Annotated in this window: 17 protein-coding genes and 1 pseudogene; 8 read left to right on the forward strand and 10 right to left on the reverse strand. The window is 62.9% G+C overall.

Annotated elements, in window-relative coordinates:
- Window positions 1-1,229: 1,229 nt before the first annotated feature.
- Window positions 1,230-2,069: pseudogene (locus G6N25_RS24540) on the forward strand (hypothetical protein); the annotation flags it as partial.
- 980 nt (window positions 2,070-3,049) lie between these two features.
- Here the strand turns inward: G6N25_RS24540 and G6N25_RS23160 are convergent.
- Both G6N25_RS23160 and G6N25_RS23165 read right to left on the reverse strand, forming a co-directional pair.
- Entirely contained in the window at window positions 3,050-4,684 is a 1,635-nt protein-coding gene (locus G6N25_RS23160; RefSeq protein ID WP_083075160.1) for an IS1634 family transposase, read from the reverse strand.
- 257 nt (window positions 4,685-4,941) lie between these two features.
- Window positions 4,942-6,177 (reverse strand): hypothetical protein, encoded by a 1,236-nt coding sequence (locus G6N25_RS23165; protein ID WP_083075161.1) that lies wholly within the window; start codon window positions 6,175-6,177, stop codon window positions 4,942-4,944.
- Window positions 6,178-7,838: 1,661 nt separating this feature from the next.
- On the opposite strand from G6N25_RS23165, the gene G6N25_RS23175 reads away from it, so the two are divergent.
- Window positions 7,839-8,066, forward strand: a complete 228-nt coding sequence (locus tag G6N25_RS23175; RefSeq protein WP_083075162.1) for a FitA-like ribbon-helix-helix domain-containing protein — start codon at window positions 7,839-7,841, stop codon at window positions 8,064-8,066.
- Window positions 8,063-8,452: a type II toxin-antitoxin system VapC family toxin gene (locus tag G6N25_RS23180; RefSeq protein ID WP_083075164.1), complete on the forward strand. Its 390-nt coding sequence runs from the start codon at window positions 8,063-8,065 to the stop codon at window positions 8,450-8,452. Before G6N25_RS23175 ends, G6N25_RS23180 begins: the two co-directional genes overlap by 4 nt.
- Before the next feature lie 286 nt (window positions 8,453-8,738).
- Here the strand turns inward: G6N25_RS23180 and G6N25_RS23185 are convergent, their stop codons facing one another.
- A complete protein-coding gene (locus G6N25_RS23185; protein ID WP_083075166.1) occupies window positions 8,739-9,170 on the reverse strand; it encodes a TA system VapC family ribonuclease toxin in 432 nt (143 codons plus the stop codon).
- On the reverse strand, window positions 9,167-9,406 hold the full coding sequence (locus G6N25_RS23190; protein WP_083075168.1) for a ribbon-helix-helix domain-containing protein: 240 nt from the start codon (window positions 9,404-9,406) through the stop codon (window positions 9,167-9,169). The genes G6N25_RS23185 and G6N25_RS23190 overlap by 4 nt, the downstream gene beginning before the upstream one ends.
- A 510-nt stretch (window positions 9,407-9,916) precedes the next feature.
- Here G6N25_RS23190 and G6N25_RS23195 point away from each other — a divergent pair.
- Window positions 9,917-10,147, forward strand: coding sequence for a ribbon-helix-helix domain-containing protein (locus tag G6N25_RS23195; protein ID WP_083075170.1), 231 nt, complete (start codon window positions 9,917-9,919; stop codon window positions 10,145-10,147).
- Window positions 10,134-10,481: a type II toxin-antitoxin system PemK/MazF family toxin gene (locus tag G6N25_RS23200; protein WP_083075171.1), complete on the forward strand. Its 348-nt coding sequence runs from the start codon at window positions 10,134-10,136 to the stop codon at window positions 10,479-10,481. The genes G6N25_RS23195 and G6N25_RS23200 overlap by 14 nt, the downstream gene beginning before the upstream one ends.
- A gap of 207 nt (window positions 10,482-10,688) precedes the next feature.
- On the opposite strand, the gene G6N25_RS23205 is transcribed toward G6N25_RS23200, so the two are convergent.
- Window positions 10,689-11,489, reverse strand: a complete 801-nt coding sequence (locus G6N25_RS23205) for a sulfotransferase family protein (RefSeq protein WP_232065893.1) — start codon at window positions 11,487-11,489, stop codon at window positions 10,689-10,691.
- Window positions 11,490-11,782: 293 nt separating this feature from the next.
- Here G6N25_RS23205 and G6N25_RS23210 point away from each other — a divergent pair, with 293 nt between their 5' ends.
- Complete coding sequence (locus G6N25_RS23210; protein ID WP_083075175.1) at window positions 11,783-12,031, forward strand: hypothetical protein; 249 nt, start codon at window positions 11,783-11,785, stop codon at window positions 12,029-12,031.
- Window positions 12,032-12,115: 84 nt separating this feature from the next.
- Here G6N25_RS23210 and G6N25_RS23215 read toward each other — a convergent pair whose 3' ends face one another.
- Window positions 12,116-13,267 carry a PPE family protein gene (locus G6N25_RS23215; protein ID WP_232065991.1) on the reverse strand — a complete coding sequence of 384 codons (1,152 nt, stop codon included), beginning with the start codon at window positions 13,265-13,267 and terminating at the stop codon, window positions 12,116-12,118.
- A 56-nt stretch (window positions 13,268-13,323) separates the two neighbouring features.
- A complete protein-coding gene (locus G6N25_RS23220; protein WP_083075178.1) occupies window positions 13,324-13,623 on the reverse strand; it encodes a PE family protein in 300 nt (99 codons plus the stop codon).
- Window positions 13,624-13,851: 228 nt separating this feature from the next.
- Here G6N25_RS23220 and G6N25_RS23225 point away from each other — a divergent pair, with 228 nt between their 5' ends.
- Both G6N25_RS23225 and G6N25_RS23230 read left to right on the forward strand, forming a co-directional pair.
- A complete protein-coding gene (locus tag G6N25_RS23225; protein WP_142272736.1) occupies window positions 13,852-14,046 on the forward strand; it encodes a hypothetical protein in 195 nt (64 codons plus the stop codon).
- 468 nt (window positions 14,047-14,514) lie between these two features.
- Window positions 14,515-15,075 (forward strand): MarR family winged helix-turn-helix transcriptional regulator, encoded by a 561-nt coding sequence (locus G6N25_RS23230; RefSeq protein WP_083075180.1) that lies wholly within the window; start codon window positions 14,515-14,517, stop codon window positions 15,073-15,075.
- Between the two features lie 27 nt (window positions 15,076-15,102).
- Here G6N25_RS23230 and G6N25_RS23235 read toward each other — a convergent pair whose 3' ends face one another.
- From G6N25_RS23235 to G6N25_RS23245, 3 genes are all read right to left on the reverse strand, one after another.
- Window positions 15,103-15,969, reverse strand: a complete 867-nt coding sequence (locus G6N25_RS23235; protein WP_083075182.1) for a peptidylprolyl isomerase — start codon at window positions 15,967-15,969, stop codon at window positions 15,103-15,105.
- A gap of 80 nt (window positions 15,970-16,049) precedes the next feature.
- Window positions 16,050-17,117 (reverse strand): hypothetical protein, encoded by a 1,068-nt coding sequence (locus G6N25_RS23240; protein WP_083075243.1) that lies wholly within the window; start codon window positions 17,115-17,117, stop codon window positions 16,050-16,052.
- Window positions 17,118-17,280: 163 nt separating this feature from the next.
- On the reverse strand, window positions 17,281-18,420 hold the full coding sequence (locus tag G6N25_RS23245) for a hypothetical protein (RefSeq protein ID WP_083075184.1): 1,140 nt from the start codon (window positions 18,418-18,420) through the stop codon (window positions 17,281-17,283).
- Window positions 18,421-18,432: the final 12 nt, after the last annotated feature.

Raw genomic sequence — 18,432 nt, forward strand, 5'->3', positions numbered from 1 at the left:
TGTCCCGTGGTTGCGCAGCGTGTGGGTAGCGAAACCGGTGCAGGCCTTGCCACTGGAACCATCTTTCGGCATGTTCAGCCACCAAGAGGATAGCGACCGTCGACGAGCGGCAACCATGGATCTCACGTCGATCTGAACCCGGTTGTTGCTCAGCATGTTCTCAGGGATGACACCCCCGATTCAGCCACGGCACATGCGCCGATGGACACCGTCACAAAGCTTTACTTTTTTTAAGCCACGGTGGGCGGCACAACTCGTGTCGGGTCCGCCCCCCAATCGTGTCCTGAAAGCAAACAAGTATCAGCCTTTTTTATCCAAGTAAACACACTATCAAGACTCTTATAGCTAACTATCGACGCGGCCCAACCGCTCGCCAGCTGTAATTTCGTATTGAAATACCAAGGCGAGGCTAAGAGTTTGCTGATACTCTCTATATTCCCTAAATACCAACGCTTTTGAGGGTTTTGGTCGATTGCGAACTACCAACGCTGCGGACCAGATCCACACACGTCTAGGGAAAGCCGTCAGCACTTAAGTTCTTCTCAGGTAGGTTTTGGGGCACATCATCGTCACATTGGTCATCGCAGGAAGGCGTACAGATGAAACGTAAGCAGCCCAGCCTGAGGGGGAATCGCCGGTCGCTCAAGGCCAAGGAGAGCCGTCGCGGCCATGCGGTCGGCCTGGGCACTGCCGCGAGCGCTTTTCTGGCCGCGGCGATGAGCCCGACCGTCACCGCGCCTCCTGCCCATGCCGGCGTGCTCGACACGATCATCGACCCGATTATTGCGCCCGTGATGGGCGCTGTCGGCGCCGCCGCGAACGGGGGCATTAATGCGGGTTCCACGGCGGCCATGGAGGCCATTCGTGCGAGCACCGCTGCCCTCAACGGCATTAGCGCGGGCGCGGGCGCAGCTGCCTTTGAGGGCATTCACTCGGCCGCCCTCCAGGGAATTACAAATAGTATCAATGCGAGCGCCGCCGCCTTCGCGGGCATTGGCAATAACCTTAATGCAAGCGTCGCTGCTTTAAACACCAGCACCCTCGGCATTACTAGCAGCATTAACGCGAGCGCCGCCGCCTTGAACTCCGGCGCCTTGAACACGGCCTTCTTGGAGAGCATCCATGCCAGCGCCGCCGCCATCGATGCGGGCGGTTTCAACGCTGCGGTCTCGGCGGCGAACAATCCCAGTGGCATCCTGAATCAATTTATTTATGGGGTGCTCGGAGGTATGTACAACGGTCTTCACGGGGCCGGCCAGACATGGATAGCCAGCCCGGTCGGCCAGCAGGTGGATGGGGTCATCAACGCGCCATTCGTCACCTTGTTCGGGCGCGACCTGATCGGCAACGGCGTCAACGGCTATAGCGGCACCAACACCTCGCTGATCGGCCAGTTGGGGTTGAACGGCAGCCTCCATGACGGCGGATTCTTGTTCGGCGACGGCGGCACGGGTGCGGCTGGTATCAGCGGTCATACCGCCGGCTTTGCTGGCGGTTCCGCCGGGTTGATCGGCAACGGCGGTGTGGGCGGGGTCGGGTTCACCGCCACAGCTAACGGTGCCGGCGGTCCCGGCGGTGCCGGCGGCTGGCTGATGGGCAACGGCGGCCCCGGCGCTCCCGGTATTAACGGGATTTCCACCGCCGCCTCCGGCGGTTCCGGCGGTTCCGGAGGCAACGCCGGCGGCTGGCTGTACGGTAACGGTGGTACCGGTGGTGCCGGCGGTAACGGCTTTACCCCTGCCAGCGGCAAAGGCGGCGGAGGTGGCGCAGGTGGCGGGGGTGGTGTCGGTGACCTGTTGTTCGGCAATGGAGGCGACGGCGGTGCCGGCGGCAACGCCGGTAACACAACCAGCGCGCTGACGGGAGGCAACGGCGGCAAGGGCGGCGGAGGGGGGTTCGGCGGGATCCTATTCGGCAACGGCGGCAACGGCGCCAACGGCGGCAACGGCGGTACCGGCGGCCCCGGCAAAGCCGGCGGTACTGGCGGTGCTGGCGGTGGGGGCGGTCTCAACGGGTTCCTCGGCCAGGGCGGCGCCGCTGGTATTGCCGGCACCCCAGGTGCGACCGGGTAGCCGAAGCTGGTGGCCGCAGCGCGGCCAGCCACGACCCAACGCTTACTACATGGGAGCGTGGCGACTACACGGGAGCGTGGAGCCTGTGCATGCCTAGACGGTGCACAGGCTCCACGGCTTCCTGGGTTGCGCCGCATAGGCGGCCCAAGTCGGCTTCACCGTCGATACTCCTCGTTGGCGGCTCTTCAACAGATTACTTTCCCGGAAGTCGGCAGTACGGTTTGTGCCACCCCTGTGAATCTATTGGCCGCCGGACCCGGTTGGTGACCCGTCCCTTCTGAATGACGATCGCGAGGGGCCTGGTCGCCACTGGCGACGCCGAGGTTTGGCGTGTGGGACTCGTCGACATCGTCATTGTGCTAACGAACATCGCCTGTGCTGTTGAGGGGCGGGCGGGGTTGTCCACCCGGTCCACCCGTGACCGGCGATGCCGTTAGCAGTCGAGAAGGGTTGTGAACCAAAGAGGAAATTGACCCGTGTCCCGGGGTTCTGCCTGAGCTAGGTGACGCTGGTGAGCGATAACAACCGGCAGCTACCGTGACCGTTGCCCGAAACGGCGGAGCTGGCCGAAGGAGCACCGAAGCTTTGCCGGAACGATGTAACTGCCCCCATTGTGCGGACCGGCTCACCAGTTGGGGATTCGGGGGCCCACGCACCGCCCGCTCATACCGCAACGCCACGGTGAGGGCGACGGCCTCGGCGCCCATGCGTGCACTATGCGGTCCGCTGCGATACCCATATCGTCTTGCCGGCGACGTTTCAGGCGCGCGACGACTCCCGGGGCCCACTTCCCCCGGGAGGATTCCACGGTGGCCGAGCGAAAGGCGCTCGAGTGGCGTGGCGGTCTCCCGGAACCCTGCAGCGAAGGCCAACTATCGGCGCCCACAACTCAGCTGGCCGGACGCCTCATCGTCCGCATGAAAAAAGGGTGGTCGCCGCGATACTCCCGAACCGAGACCTGAGTTAGGACATTTGGCTTAGTGCCCTGGTTTGGGGACGCCGAGGGCGTTCAGGATTTCTTGTTGGGCTGTCGGGATTTCCGGTGGGAAGTTCTGGGTGGCGCCGTTGATGGCGATGGTCGCGCTGCGCAGGGGGCGGAGTTGCTTGATGACTTTGGCGATGGCCAGGCCGCTGCGTTCCTGGATGTTGTGTGCGAGGGCCAGTGCGGTGAACACGATGGTGAGGTGGGCTTCGATGGCGTCGCGGGTGCGGTGGAATATCGGTCGGGCGCGAAGGTCGCTTTTGGACATCCGAAATGAACGCTCGACATGCCAGAGGTCGTGGTACTTCGCGATGATGTCGCCGGCGGGCATGATGGCGGCGTCGATGTTGGTGACATAGCCCTTCAAGCCGACCAGGGATTGGGCGCGGGCCAGGCTGGCCTCGTCGAGAACACGGTCGCCGGCGTGAGTTTTGACGAATCGGGTGGACTTGGCGGCGCGTTCACCGCTGATGACCGCGCGGGCGCGGGTTTCCTGGGCGTAGAGGGTCTTCTGATCGCGGCGTGCGCGTTTGGCCGAGTACGCCCAGACCGCACGCCAGGCCTGCGGATGCGCTTGGGGGTTCCAGGCTGGTTCGGCCCGGTGGGCGGGATCGTTGGCCACGGACTTGGCGTGCCGTGGGGTGACGGTGTCGATGATCTGCCCGTCGGTGAAAACGTCACCGTTCCAATGGAAATGGGAGGCCAGATCGATCGGGGCTTTCACGCTGCGTGAACCGACGATGAACCCTAATCCGGCCTCGTCGAGGGCGGTGAGGTTCGATGCCGCAAGCATGCCGGCATCGGCGGCGATGATCATGGGGGTGTCACCGAGGTCGTGGCGCGACCGAAAGGCGTCGATGATCGGCACGAGCGTGTGCGTTTCAGCGGTGTTGCCCTCGAAGCAGCCGACCTCCAAAGGGAATCCGGTTCGGTCGACCAGCAACCCCACGACGATCTGCGGATCGATGCGGCGTTCCTTGGAGTAGCCGACCTTACGCAGGTCGTCTTCGTTCTCGGCCTCGAAATACAAAGTGGTGACGTCGTAGAGCAGAAAGCTCAGACCGCCCCGGTCCGCGGCATGGGTGAAGCATTTGGCGGCGATCGCACCGCGGTAGTCCGCGGTGTTCACCTTGGCCAGGTGACGTTGAATCGTCTTGTAGGACACTGTGTCTTTGCCGAGGTCGGTCAACACCCGGGCGGCATCGGCCTTGCTGGTCGGTTCGACCAGACGGGCGATGACCAGATCGCGGAACACCGCGTCGTCGACGATATCGAAACCCAGCCAGTCATACACCGCGGCAAGGGTGTCGTAGAGCAGACGCGAACACGTCGAGATGGTCCGTCCCGGCGGAACCGGTTGCCCTTTGGGTACCCCCGCCGACAGCGTCAGCGTGCCGGTACGCCAATCAGCGACTTCATCGACTCGCTGGGGTCGGGCAGCCACCTCGATATCGAGCGCACCTTGATCAGCTACGGCGATCCGCCGGGCCGCTTCGAGCAGGATCCCCAGCTCGGCATCGGTGTGTGCGGAACCGACATGGGCCAGGATCGTGCGTTGACCTCGATGTTTGCGCACTACCTGCACCGCGACGGCTCCTGAGGCGGTGCGCACCTTCCGTACATACGCCACCGCCCGAACCTACCCGTTTAGTGCCCCAAACAGGGCACTAAACCAACCGAACCCGCAGGTCAACGAACCATAGAACGAAAAACGAGCCGACCATGACCTAAGTCAGGTGGCGGTCTCCCGGAACCCTGCAGCGAAGGCCAACTATCGGCGCCCACAACTCAGCTGGCCGGACGCCTCATCGTCCGCATGAAAAAAGGGTGGTCGCCGCGATACTCCCGAACCGAGAGTATCGCGACGACCACCCCGCCTACCAGGTTTCAGAGCGCCGCGAGGATGTGGAGCGCGATTGTGGACAGGTCGACGGACAGCGTTCGCGTTGCCGTTGCCAACGGTCCCGCGACGTTGGCCGCCAACGACGGGCCGAGCGCCGCGGCGATATCGGTCGCGAGCGCTGGCTCGAAGCCCTTGAGCGCGTTGGCGGCCAGGCCGGGCAGCCCAGCCGACAGACCGGCGAGAGCGCTGCCGCCGTTCACGACGTCGGCCGCGGTGGCGGCGCCAGCCCCGCCGAGCGACGGGAAGAGCGACTGAATGAACTGGGTCAACCCGTTGAGCACACCATCAAACGCGACCTGCGGAGCCGGCCAACCAGTGGTCAGCTGGGACAGGAAGGCCGAGGATGCGGCCGCAAGACTGCCGCCATTCACCATGTTCTGAGCACCGGGAGTGACCATGGCCTTCGCGGTCGAGTTCAAAACATTGTCGAGAGCGTAGACGAAGCCGGTACTTCCCGAGGCCGGTGGCGAAAGCAGGCTGATGCTTCCATTAAGGAGGGCGTCCAGCGTAACGGGAGGGGTGTTCAGCAAGTTAGTGATTGCGCCAACCAGATCCCCGCTATTGGCAGAATTAACAGCCGCCTGCAGGCTGTCTCCCATTACGCCCATGAAATATCCCGGTGCCGTGAATACATAAATGCCTAAGTATTGGACATTGGTAGTGCCTATCAGCGTGTTGACGAAATTCGCAAAGTTTGTTGAGATCTCCCTGGGAATGGCGAGAGTATTTTCCATCGGCTGCAAGACTTGAAGAAAGATCTGAGTCCAAAAAGCGCTCGTTAGATTGTTAACAAATCCACTGACATTGCCCGCCTGAAGGTCGGTGAATGCCGTCGTAAGCAGAGGGAAAAAAGCGGTAGGACCTTGTCCGCCGAAGTAGTTAGAAGCGCCGGACGCTCCGCTTTGCATTGTCGTAATGTAGAAATCCCCATAATAGAGCCAGTTCGCCGCTGCCTGCTGCGCGACCGGGAACGGAAGCGCGCCCCACGTCTGCGCAAACGCCTGCAGATTGGCTCCCGTGGTCTGGAAGAGGTCGATCCAGCTTTGGACCGGGTTGACGGCGTCGGCGAGTTCCACCGCGCGGTGCTGGATGTTGACAACGCTGTGCTGGAGGCCGGCAGCGACATCGTTGGAGACCGACGGGGTCAAGGCGATCAGGCTGGCACCTACTGCCGCGGCACCCGCGGTGACGAGGGGTCGGAAGGCTGCGAGCTGTTGCATGCGTTTGTCCTTTGCTGTCTGTAATCCAGGTGTTCGTAGACTAGCTGAGAGCAGCCTAAGAAGAGGCTGTTTCGTAGGCCAGCCCCAACATGCTTCGGTTTGCAGATCTGGTGCAAACTACTTTCAGTGCAATATCACAGCTCACAAGCCACTTCCAATGAACTTGGCAAACCGTTTGGCCTACACCGTTATTTCAACCTGCAAGTGATGTTCGTGGGACTCCGGGACCATTCACGCCGCGCCAAAAGACCCGCCTCGAGCAGGATTGTGCATATCTCTGCAGTTCAGGCCATGTGTTGAGCGGTGTGAACATCGCCATCACCCGAATCGCTTGGCCTTCTCACGTTTCTCAGCTACCACGTTTGCCCCAGTGCGATGTGGCGTCCAGATACGGCGAGTGTCATGCGGTCCGGTCCCTCGCCGGTCGGGAATCATCCCGGGCGTCCCGTGCTTTCCTGTGGGCCCATCAGGTCTGCTGGCCGGCGCAAAGTGCAGCCGCGCCAGCCCTCGCGGTTCTAAGGCGATGATGTCAGTGGACGATCTGCGTCGACGCGAGGACGCTGGGCCCTTCCCCACTCTCCTCGACCTCTTCCCCGTTGTGTGTGGTGCGACGTCGACGTACTGTCACGCGCGGCTGTTCTTCACCGAGCAGCACACGCGCGACCAGTCGACATGGCTCAGTGATTTTTCCAAAGTTATTCTGTCGGTCAGTAATCCGGTCAACGCACCGTCAACGCACCGGTAAGACCGAAAGCGACGTACGGATCCTGATCGGGTGGTTCGTCGGCACCTAAGATGAGTCTGACCACTTGTTCTTGCCAGCCCTGTAGCGCCGCCGCCAAGAGGTCCTTCCTGGTGCTGAAGTACTTATAGACAGTGGCCAGCGCCACTCCCGACCGCTGGGGCACGTCTCACATCTGCACCACGTCGGTGCCGGCCTTGCCGATCAAGGCGCCGACCGTATCGACGGTCTTAGCCCGCCGCTTCAGCTGACCGCTGATCATTTCTGTCAATGGAACCAGCCGAGTTGTCCCGATCCTCCCTCTGTGGGCGTTCACCCGATACATCCTGAAAATAACGTAAGGCTCTTGGGTGGTGATGCGGAAGCACGCCCGGCCCAATGGTAGGGCTACGCTTCAATTTGGCCAGACTGGCGGGCCTTTCTACCGTCGTCACCGACGCGCATGATTCGCCGCCTTTTGACTACGGAAGAATCGCCGAAGCGACGAATCGCATTCACGCACAAAACGAATGCGGGCCTTTCAGTCGCGGTTCGAACCTGACTCGGGGCCACGCCCTCGCCCTGCCCAGAGCGCGTTGACCTGCGACTTTAGTCGTTGAGTGCACTTCGCAGCGACTTGCGGGGCTGCGCCGATTTGTCGCGCGTAGGTGGACATAAAGTGCGCCCTACCTGCGACCGACAACTGCTGTGTCCCCTGTTACCGATGTTGCGCCTAAGCCGCACCCACCCGGTCAGCATGGGCCAATCCTGCGCGATTTTTCGCAGCGGCGTGACGCTCGCGTGAGCACGTCCCCGACGGCGTTCATGGCGCTTTGCCAGGCGCGACCACAGCCATCCCCAGCGCGTCGGCAGCCTCGCCGCCGGCGTCTTGCGATTCCCGACAGCTGCATGTGGCTAACATGCAAGCTATGCTTTAAAGATGCCCCGCATGGTTCAGATCCGAAACGTTCCTGACGAGCTTGTGCATGAGCTAAAGGGCCGGGCGGCGGCGCACCGGATGAGCCTGAGCGATTTCCTGCTTGCCCGGCTGGGCGAGATCGCCGAAGAACCAACGCTCAACGAGGTTGTCGATCGTCTTGCGGCGCTGCCGCGCCGGAACATCGGCGTGAGCGCGGCCGAGCTGGTCGGCGAAGCTCGATCCGAGTGATCGTGGTGGACGCGTCGGCGGCCGTCGAGCTCGTCCTCGCGACGCCGCCGGGGGCGGCGGTGGCCCGGCGCTTGCGCAGCGAGACGGTGCATGTTCCCGCCCACTTCGATGTTGAGGTGATCGGGGCGATACGGCGAGCGGTTGTGCGTCGGCTGATCAGCGATCACGAAGGGCTCGTCGCTGCTGCCGATTTCCGGAGCCTGTCATTGAGACGCTGGCCGATAATGCCTTTCGTCCAGCGCGCCTACCAACTGCGGAACACGCACACGGTGGCCGATGCGGTGTACGTTGCCCTCGCCGAGGGCCTCACGGCACCGCTGATCACCTGCGACGCGCGACTGGCTCAATCCCACGGCCATGATGCACACATCGAGCTTGTTGCCTGACGGCATGGATACGACGTGCGGTTGAGCACGAACTACACGCCGGTTGAGTCAGCCTTATTGCGCGGCGCAACACCGGCAGACTCCCCTACGGCTCGTCGCTAACGTGCTATCGGATGCGCTATCAAATTTCAAAGAGCACCATGGCCCCGCCCGAGTAACCAACGATACGTCTGGTCTAACTGTGGCCCCTGTTGCGTCCAAGGCTGCGCCAGGCCCCGCAAAAATCGCAGTGGCGTTACGCCCGCGGGGGTCGTGACGCTGACGCGGGAGTCGCGGCCTGACGCAATCAGATAAGCGTCAGGTTGCGCGCATCGGCGCGCCGGACAGCGTCGATGGGAATCGTCTGATCCAGAGTCGCGAACCGGCAGCCGTTGGCGGTTGCGAGCGCGAGTAGATATGCGTCGGTCACCTGACGATGTCCGTGCAGCCGCGTGTAGTCGAAAAGCTCGTCGTCGAGCAGACTGACCGAACATGTCCAGTACTCGTGATACTCGGTCGCCGCGGCGCGAGCCAACCTGGCGATTGCCTGTGCAGGTGGCACCGGGCTGGGGTATCGAGGCTGGCTGACGATCCGAGCGAAGCCGTTCTGAGTTATCGCACACGACGCCCAGCCGTGGACGATCTCGGCGTCGATCCACCCACGAACACGCTCGTGATCGACGTGATCGCTGTCAAGCAGCGCAATGAGGACATTGACGTCCAGCAGGGCGCGCGTCACACGGCTTCCTCGTCACGCAGCCGGTCGATGAGAGCGTTGGACACGGCAGCCCCTCGATGCTCGAAGGGTTCGAAACCGTAGAAGCTTTCCCGTGTGGGCGTGCCGGTCTGGCACTGTTGTGTCAGCGCCTGCCGCGCGAGATCGGACAGAACTTCGCCTGCTGTGCGGTTCTCGCGGCGCGCGCGTTCCTTCACCGCGAGCAATACGTCATCATCCAAGGACAGCGTGGTGCGCATGCATCTGATGCTAGCGCATCAAGCCGATCCCCAGACCGGGCCGGGCGGCCGCGTTGCCCGAAGTCACACCCGCCGCACCAGCACCACCAGGACCCCAGTGCGGCTCGTCGCCAATGTGCTATCGGATGCGCTATCACGTTTCAAAGAGCACCATGGCCGCCCGCGAGTAACCAGCGATACCCCTGGTCCTACTGTGGCCAGTGTTGCATTGCGCGCAACGCCGACGCCACCCGCGGGCCGTCGAGCCCCTTACGCCACACCCGCCACGTTACATTCCCCCCGAGCAATGCCCGCCGAAGGCTGGACTGATTGGGCCGATGCGGCGCAGTAGAATTGTGCCGTTCCAACCGTGACATGGACTCAGGATACTCGTGGGACCTCCTGTCGCTGTCCGCGAGCGTGACGTGGCTGCGAAAATCCGGACCGGGCGACACCATGGCGTCACGTTCGGCGACTCACGACCAAGGCCGCATCGTTGCTACCGCGATACTACCTGGGTAGCATCATGGTATGAAACTGAGCGTGAGCCTCTCCGACCAAGACATCGCCGTGTTGGACGCCTACGTCAAGAAAGCCGGCCTGCCCACGCGGTCGGCGGGTTTGCAACGCGCGGTACAAATGCTGCGCCACCCCACGCTCGAGGAGGACTACGCCCAAGCCTGGGCACAGTGGTCCGCTGCCGAGGATGCCGAGGCATGGGAGGCGACCGTCGGGGACGGCGTGAGCGATGCGCCGCGGTGACATCTGGCAGGTCGACCTGGAACCCGCCCGTGGCAGCGAGGCGAACAAGCAGCGCCCCGCCGTCGTCGTCAGCAACGACAGGGCCAATGCCGCAGCGACATCCCTTGGCCGCGGCGTCGTCACCGTGGTGCCGGTAACCAGCAACATCGACAAAATCTATCCATTTCAGGTGCCACTGTCGGCGGCGACAAGTGGACTCGCCGTCGAGTCAAAGGCACAGGCCGAGCAGGTGCGCTCTATTGCGGCACAGCGCTTGCTGCGCCGCATTGGCCAGGTCTCGGCGGCCGAACTTGCCGCGATTGACGATGCGCTGCGGCTCCATCTGACGCTCTAAGCAGCCAGCGCGCATCGGCGCTACCCGAGCGCTTTGGCCGCCGGCAAGCTGGCCGAATGCCGCTGGCCGGTGAGCGCTTTGCCTGCTTTCAGCGACAACTTGACCGCACCGACGTGACCTGAATCCTATTGCACAGCAAGGAAACTCACGTCAAGACGTCGACAGGCTGGCCGGTGACGTCGGCGGTCGGCCGGCCGTCCGCCGCGCTCAGACGACCTGCAGCCCCTCGGGGATGTCCAGCGGGTTGCGCCAAAACGCGTCATTGACAAAACGATTGAACAAATCCGGCGGCAACAACGTCGCCCGCGGCTCAGCCTTGACCGTACCGCGCACCGTGTGCAACCCCGGCGTACCGGCGCGCTCGTCGAACTCGGTGACGTCGTAATCGACGTGGCCAAAATCGTGCTCAAAGGCCGGCTCACCCAAAAACGCGTAGATGGCGTGCATCACCTTGGCCGGATCCGTGCTCAGCGTCTCGTACTGGACCAACAACAGCCGATCCGTCTGCGCGCCATAACACGCCTGCTTCAGCGCATCGTAGGGACCACCGACCATGCCATCCGGCGCCACCACGCCATTGGCGCGGGTGTACACCGTGCCATCGGGCTGATAGTTGAAAATTGACGACGGGCTAAAGATATTGCGCTGGATCAACCGCTCAATGCTGTCGACCACCCACGACAACTCCCGCACACAGGCGATCACCTTCGCCTCCGGGAACAGCCGCTCGATCGCCGGCATCCACGCACACCACGCACGGCTGGTATCAAAGATCACCTCCGCCGGGCAATCGGCATAAAAGTCATCGAACAACCCACGCAGGATCCGCTCCCGCTTAGCGTCATCGATGAACACCGAAAACTCATTGCGCGCACTCATCTGACTCAGCAGCGCACCGAACAGCCCCGCCAACGGACCCGACATCCCAGCCTCAAACCGCGGATTCTGCCGCAACAACGCCGCCAACAACGTCGAACCCGACCGTGGGAGACCCGAGATGAAATGCATAGATGCCATGGGGCTCTCCTTAACCGTCCGTCGGGTGGCCCGCGGACATCGAGTCGTGTAATGCCCACTAGATGGTAATTGATCGCGGCTCGCAACCGCCTCGCCGATGGTGGCCGAATCGTCCGGAGAAGGCGCCTCCGGAAAGCTGCCGGATTGAATCATCTGTTGCAGGATGCAAACAGCATAAAGGAGAGCGGCACTCGCTTTCGGTATAAATCCGAAACTCGCACCTTCATTCCCCAGGCGGTCGATTACGCTCGCAGCGTTACAGCATAGACGTCAGGAGAAGCATCATGACCGACCCCAATGTGGCCGCCGCGCTGCGGAGCATGAAGGTTCCCGAGCAGATGGCCGGCAGTCAGGCCCTGAAGGACTTCCTGATCAGCCAAAGCGAGATCGACCAAAGCTCCACCACCCTCGACGAGCAACTCAATGCCCACCGGCAGCTACTAGCCCTGCTCGTCGGCTCGCACTTGGAGGTCGTTAACATCCTCGGAGCGCTCGAGGAAGGCCTGGTGAAAGCGGCGCAGCGACCCACTTAGCAGGTGGCCAGTCAGCAGTCACTGGACTTCCATGCGACTGCGGGCCAAGTCGAGGCGAAGAGCAATGACCCACAGAGCATTTAATCAGCCGCCAACTGGCGAATGGGGGATGACTTTGCCGGCCGCCGGCATCTTGCTGGCGATGCCGCCGACGCCACGTCCGCTCAGCGCTCCCATCAGCGCCTGGGCGAAGGGGCTGGACGGCATGGCCGAGGCCTGTGATAACGCCGGGGTGGCCACACTGTTTGGCGGCAGCACCGGCGCCGCGCGGACTACCCCCTGAGCCGCCGTCGACCAGCCCGGCGGAATCGACAATCCACCGATTTGCGCCGCATGCGACAACTGGCCCGAGATCGCCGTCCCCCACGACGTGAGCTGATTGGTCACCCCGCCGACCACCAATTGCATTTTGCCGTCCACGAGCTCACCAATGCTCGTGAGCAGGCCATCGCTGCCTGTCAGACCCGTCGCCCCCGTCGCTCCGGCCGTCGAGTTGCTCATGTTCGTGAGCAACGAAATGGGCTGCTGCCCCATGCTCACCATGTAGTACGCAGCCTCCAGGGAATACAGCGACGACTGGCTGAATCCGCCCCCATTCAACAACGAACTCAGACCGGTGGTGCTCAACAGCCAGGCCACCGGGGGCGACGCCGACAGTGAACCTAACGCCGCCTGCGTCTGGACACCCAGAGTCGTCAACGCCGCCAACACACTCGCCCCATCGACGATGCCCTGCGCCGGTGTCGCAGCCGCCGCATTCGTCATCGACGGCGGGGCACTTAGCGCCGGCACCTGCACCGCGCCACTCGCCGAGGTCGCATACCCATTCATCGCCGCCACGTCCTGGGCCCACATTTCCACGTACTGAGCTTCAGTCGCCGCGATCGCCGGAGTGTTTTGACCCAAAATATTGGTGGCCACCAACGCCGCCAACAACGCCCGATTCGTCGCGACCACCGCCGGGGGCACCGTCATCGCAAACGCCGTCTCGTACGCGGAGACCGCCGCGCTCGCCTGGGCACTGGCCTGCGCCGCCGCCGCCGCCGTCGTACCCATCCACGACACATACGGAGCGGCCGCACCGGCCATCGCCATCGCCGACGGACCCGACCACCCACTGCTCAAATTCGCAATCACTGACTGATACGAACTCGCTGTGGCATACAAATCGGTAGCCAACCCATCCCACGCCGCGGCCGCCGCCACCAACGGCCCCGACCCCGGCCCCGCGTACATCAACCCCGAATTAACCTCCGGCGGAAAAAACGCGAAATACACGGCGACCGTCCTTCCTAACCGGCCGCAGCCGCATTTGTCGCCTCGGCCACCGCGTACGACGTCCCACCGGTGGCCATGGCGGCGACAAATGCGTCATGAATCTGGCTAGCCATCGCCGCAACCGTTTGATACGCCAGCCCATGGGCAGCGAACTGCGTGGCCACCAACGCCGACACCTGATCAGCCGCCGGCGCCACCAGCTGCGTCGTCGGACCCTCCACCACCGCATTCTGCGCCGTCATCGACACACCGATGTTAGCCAAATTGCCCGCCGCGGCGGTCAACAATTCCGGTCGCGTGATCACAAAGGACACGCCCCCACCTCCTTCACCACAGCCGCCCAGCTCCCTGCTCGGCGGATATCATTTAATTCCTTGTCGCAGAACATATTCCACACCCGATACATGGCAGCGCGCTTATGATCCACGTAGGACATCCGACTAGGGGTGCCGCCACCGGAATGGTCGACAAGACAACCGAGCTCGACAGCCTCGGGGCCGCTGCCAGCCGCGGCGAACCGACTCATGTGTTGCGTTGGAGCAATGCTGAACCTGCAGGCAAGCCCCCCCTTGCCGCCAATTGACTTCGGCGCCAAGAGAACCGCCGGCTTCCGTCGCATCACCAATAGTGTCGGGACACTCGCCGAAATCCGAATCTTTCCTCATGTTCTTACCCAACCCATTGACCGCAATATCCAGGTCAGCGCAGACGTGTACAGCACACTTTCGGACGCTTGAAGGCCTTTGGCCAACACAACGTCGCCCAGGAGATCGACGCCCGCAACGGCCACGCCGCCGGTGGCTCGGCGACGAAGCGCTAGCCACATTTCCGTCTCCTCCAACGTTTTCCGCCACAATCTGACGTGTGTCCGCACAGTATCGAAGACATCGCCTCTTAATGTGCGGTTCCGAGTTAAAGCCCCAAGCCCGCACCGCTTTCCCGCCTCAGGCAACGCGCTCGTAGACCAGATCTACTGATCATAGCCCTAGCGCAGCCCCGTCGGCAAACATTTACCCGGGTTAGATTGTTTCAAGGTGAAAATAGTTGCCGGTAAGAACCCTGTAAGGAACCAGTGAGTCCTGCGGCGTAGTTTGGTTATGCGGCACTGATATTCGTGAGTTCGGGGGGCGGGCCGGTACGTCTGCTCCAACGGAATTGCCGATTCGCCTTCTCTTGGCATGGTTCGTCGCTTACCATCGGCATCCATGAACGGCCTCATCGGCGGCCGAACCGCCAGCGACATTCCCGGGTTGGATATAGCCGAACAGAAGTCATGGGAGAATTTCCTCGCTGCGGCCATCCACGTGTACGCCGTCCTGAACGGCAGGCTCGACGAGGCCCACCGGTTATCGCTGGGCGACGTCAATTTGCTGCAGATCTTGAGCAACTCCCCCGGCGGCAGCGCCCGCATGGGCGACCTGGCCGCCGCGCTGCCCTCGCCCCCAACGCATGTCACAAGGAAAGTCCGTCGTCTCGAAGGTCAGGATCTGGTGCGACGCTGTGTCAGCCCCACCGATCGGCGCGGGGTGATCGCCACCATCACCGAGAAAGGTCGGGTGGTGGCGGAGCACGCCATGGTCACGTACGCCCGGGAAGTCCGCAAGATCTTCCTCTCCCAGATGTCGCAGGCCCAGGTCGGCGCCATGGAAGACAGGTGCTACCGCATCGCGGAGGCGCTGAAGGACTCCGAAGCGACGGCGAACCTTGTTCATTTGTCGACTCGACGCGCCCGGCACCCCGGTCCGCTGCGAGGGCCAGAAACCTGACGCAAGCGGCGCGGGACCTCACGTCTATCAGCCGACCTGTACTGACTTGATAGTGACGCCGGTGACCGGCGCACCGTCCTGACCGCCGCCAGCGACGCCCGCTCTGGCGACCTTGTCCAGCGTAGCCAGCCCGTCGGCCCGGATGGTGCCGAAGACGGTGTATCCCGGTGGTAGCTGGGAGTCCTTGTACACCAGAAAGAACTGGCTGCCGTTGGTGTCGGCGCCGGTATTGGCCATGGCAAGCGTCCCGCGCGGATAGAGTACGGGCTTACGCAGCGCAGGGTCGTCGGACTTGTACTGATCGGTTGGGTACTCGTTGGCGAACTGGTAACCCGGGCCGCCGGTGCCGTCGCCCTTGGGATCGCCGCACTGCAGTACGCCCAGTTTGGGCGATGTGGTCAACCGGTGGCAGTGGGTGTCGTCGAAGAACTTTTGCTTGGCCAGGCTGGTGAAACTGTTGACCGTGCACGGTGATTCGTTGTTGGCCAGGAGCAGGCCGATGGGGCCCTGGTCGGTCACAATGTTGGCACTCGTCTGAGGCGGGTCAGTGGAAACCTTGCCCGCTCGCGGTGGATCCACCGGTTTGCTGGCGGGTTCGGGCGCTAGCGGGTATTGGCAGTCGGCGCCGACATTCGCCGACCGCGTGAACGGCGGAAGATGCGCTACCCCTCCAGCGGGAGACGCGGAAGTGCTCGTTGCCGCCGCTGCCTTGTGGTGGTCATCGCGGTTGGCGAGGTAAATGCCGCCCGCTATTGCGGCAATGGCGACTACCACCGCCACCGACGAGCCTACAATGGTCAAAATCCGGCGGCGACGCTCCTGTTGGGCTTGACGTTCCAGGTGCCGTTGCAGCTTGCGCTTGGCTTTCGCACGTCGCTCTTCGTTCGTCGACACGCCGCTATCCCTCCGTGATCGGCCTGTAAGCCAGGGCCGGGCATCCTTCCCCACAGGAAGGCTGCGATTCGTTGTTCGGGTCAGGTGCCCTGAATGGCGGCACAGGCTCCCAGGACCGTTGTGGACAGGTAATTGGCCGCATTCGCCAGATGGTTGTCGGCCGGCGAATAGGTCGGCACGGCAAGCGCGAAAGCGCGGCGGTACTGGGCGGAGAGGCTCGCAAAATCCTGCCAAGTGAGGTTGCCGCTGCTGCGGCCCAGCTCCTCCAGCTGGCCGGCGAATGTGTTCATCACCTGTGCGGCGGCATAGTTAGTGGCCTTTTGCTCGTTGCTCCACAGCATGACGGGAATATTTGGGTCGATGTTCCGCCACGCGGCGGTTTGTCGGCCGAACTGATCCAGTGCCGACTTCCATTGGGCGCAGGTGGGATTGGGGCGGGTGAGGAAGGGTGCCGGGTTTGTCAGGTTTCCCACCGGCGCTACCTTTGACGGTGAGTCACCGGGCGGCACCATCGGACCGCGCACCGCCGCTGCCCCATCGGTGATGGCACTGCAGATCGCCCCGAGTGCGGATGCCGCGCTGTTAGCGGTGCCGGCGAAGTTGTCGTCAGCCGGGACGTATTTTGGGATATGCATGGCATAAGCGAACGCGTAAGCGATGAATTGCTCATAGAGTTCGCGCATGATCCGATGAGGCGTCAACTTGACCAGGCCGACGGTCTGCGCGGCCGCATCACGCATCGACTGAGCCGCGGCCGCAAACTGCATACGCTGTTTGTCGTCCCACGCCGAAGCTGGGACCGATCGGTCTCGATCGTTCCAAATGCCCTGCCCGTCGTTGGCCAGCGAATTGTTGATCTGCGTCCAAGCCGCACAGCTGGGATCGTCGGTGATGACAACGGCGGGCCCGACGTCATGGGCGCTGGCGACCGGCGGCCCCGTCTGGGTCGTATTCGTCCCGGACTGAGCTGACGACGAATCGTTTCCGGAATCGCTGTGGTTGAAAAACAACACGACCGCGAGGATGATCGCCAAAGCGGCCACCAAAGTGACCGCGCCCAATGCCCGCTTCAGGTTTTTCTTATCATCCGGCTCGTCGATGTCATCGTCGTCGTCATCATCGTTGTCGAACTCTTGGGTGCGAGACATCACGCTCGGCAGCTTAAATGAGAACCCGCCCACTGTCGACGAATTCGCGATTTGCGTCCACCTTGGACGTAACAGGCGGATGACCGATCTAGTCGTGATACGCCGACCATGAGTATGCGGCGGGCGGGAAGTTCGGCCTTCCCGCCCCGCCGCTGCGTGTTGCTCAGAGAGCGCCGAGCACTGCGGTGACGATCCTCAGCAACGCGCCGGGAATGATCCCAGCCAGATTGCCGCCGAGACCGCTCGCCAGGCCGGTAATGCCGTTGGCGCCCAGCATTGTGGTGAGCTGGGCGGCCGTCGATCCAGCGGCCACAGCCGCTGCGGGCGTCGTAGACTGACCCAGTGCCTGCGCGAGCTGGTTGGGCCAGGTCACCAGCAGCTGCTGAAGCAGGCTGCCGCTATTGAGGAGTCCGGTGAAGGCCTGGCCCGTGGGGTTGTACAGGGCGCTCGGGTTGACGTAGCCGTTGAGAAGGTTGCCGACGAAGTTGGCGGGCATCTTGAGGGCGTCGGTCACCGCGCCCCCGAGGTTCCCGGTGGACAGGTCGCCGCCGATCTTGCCGAGATCCTGTAACGCCCCGAAGGTGACGCTGATCTGCGGAGACAGCAGGGCGCCGCTGAGGGCTTTCAGGTTTGAATAGCTCAAAAACGTGTTGGACACATTGGTCAAGGTTTGCAGCATCTCGCCGGGGATCGTCGGCGTCGGCGTCGCCCCGGCCTTAGCGGTATTGAGGATCGGGCTCAGCAGGGGCTTGAGCGTGTGGTCCATCGCTTCCAGCACCCACTCGTCGTAGTAGCCGAACGCGCCGTAGAAGTTGCCCTGCCCGAGCGAGGTCAGGATCTCTTGCAGGGTGCTTCCGGTCTCCGTAACGCCGGCATGCGTCACGCTTCCCCCGAACAGCCCGAAGACGAAACCGTCGTCGCCGCCGTACCACCCGCCGTAAAGCGCGTTCTGCAAACCCGTTTGGGCGCCCAACAGCCCGGCGTTGATCAGGCCGCCGTAGCCCGACAGGTTGCCGCCGATCTGGTCCAGCAGTCCGGGAATCGCAATCTCGGCCTGGCTACCCAGGATCTGCAGGTTGGCGACCGATTGATTGAAGACATCTTGGTAGTCGGTGACTACATCACCGATCCCGCTGGTGAGTTCCACCGCCCGCTGCTGGATCTCGACCGGGACGGGGGCGGGGGCTATGGGCGTCACGGCGATCAGGCTGGCGCCGACCATGGCGGCACCGGCTACCAGTAATTTGTGCGGACCGGCCCGCAAAATCTGGCCGGTCGAATCGGAACGAAGGGCAAGCTGCACGGCATCTCCTTT

Origin of the sequence: Mycobacterium heidelbergense (genome assembly GCF_010730745.1) — a bacterium.
In the GTDB taxonomy this organism is placed as follows: domain Bacteria; phylum Actinomycetota; class Actinomycetes; order Mycobacteriales; family Mycobacteriaceae; genus Mycobacterium; species Mycobacterium heidelbergense.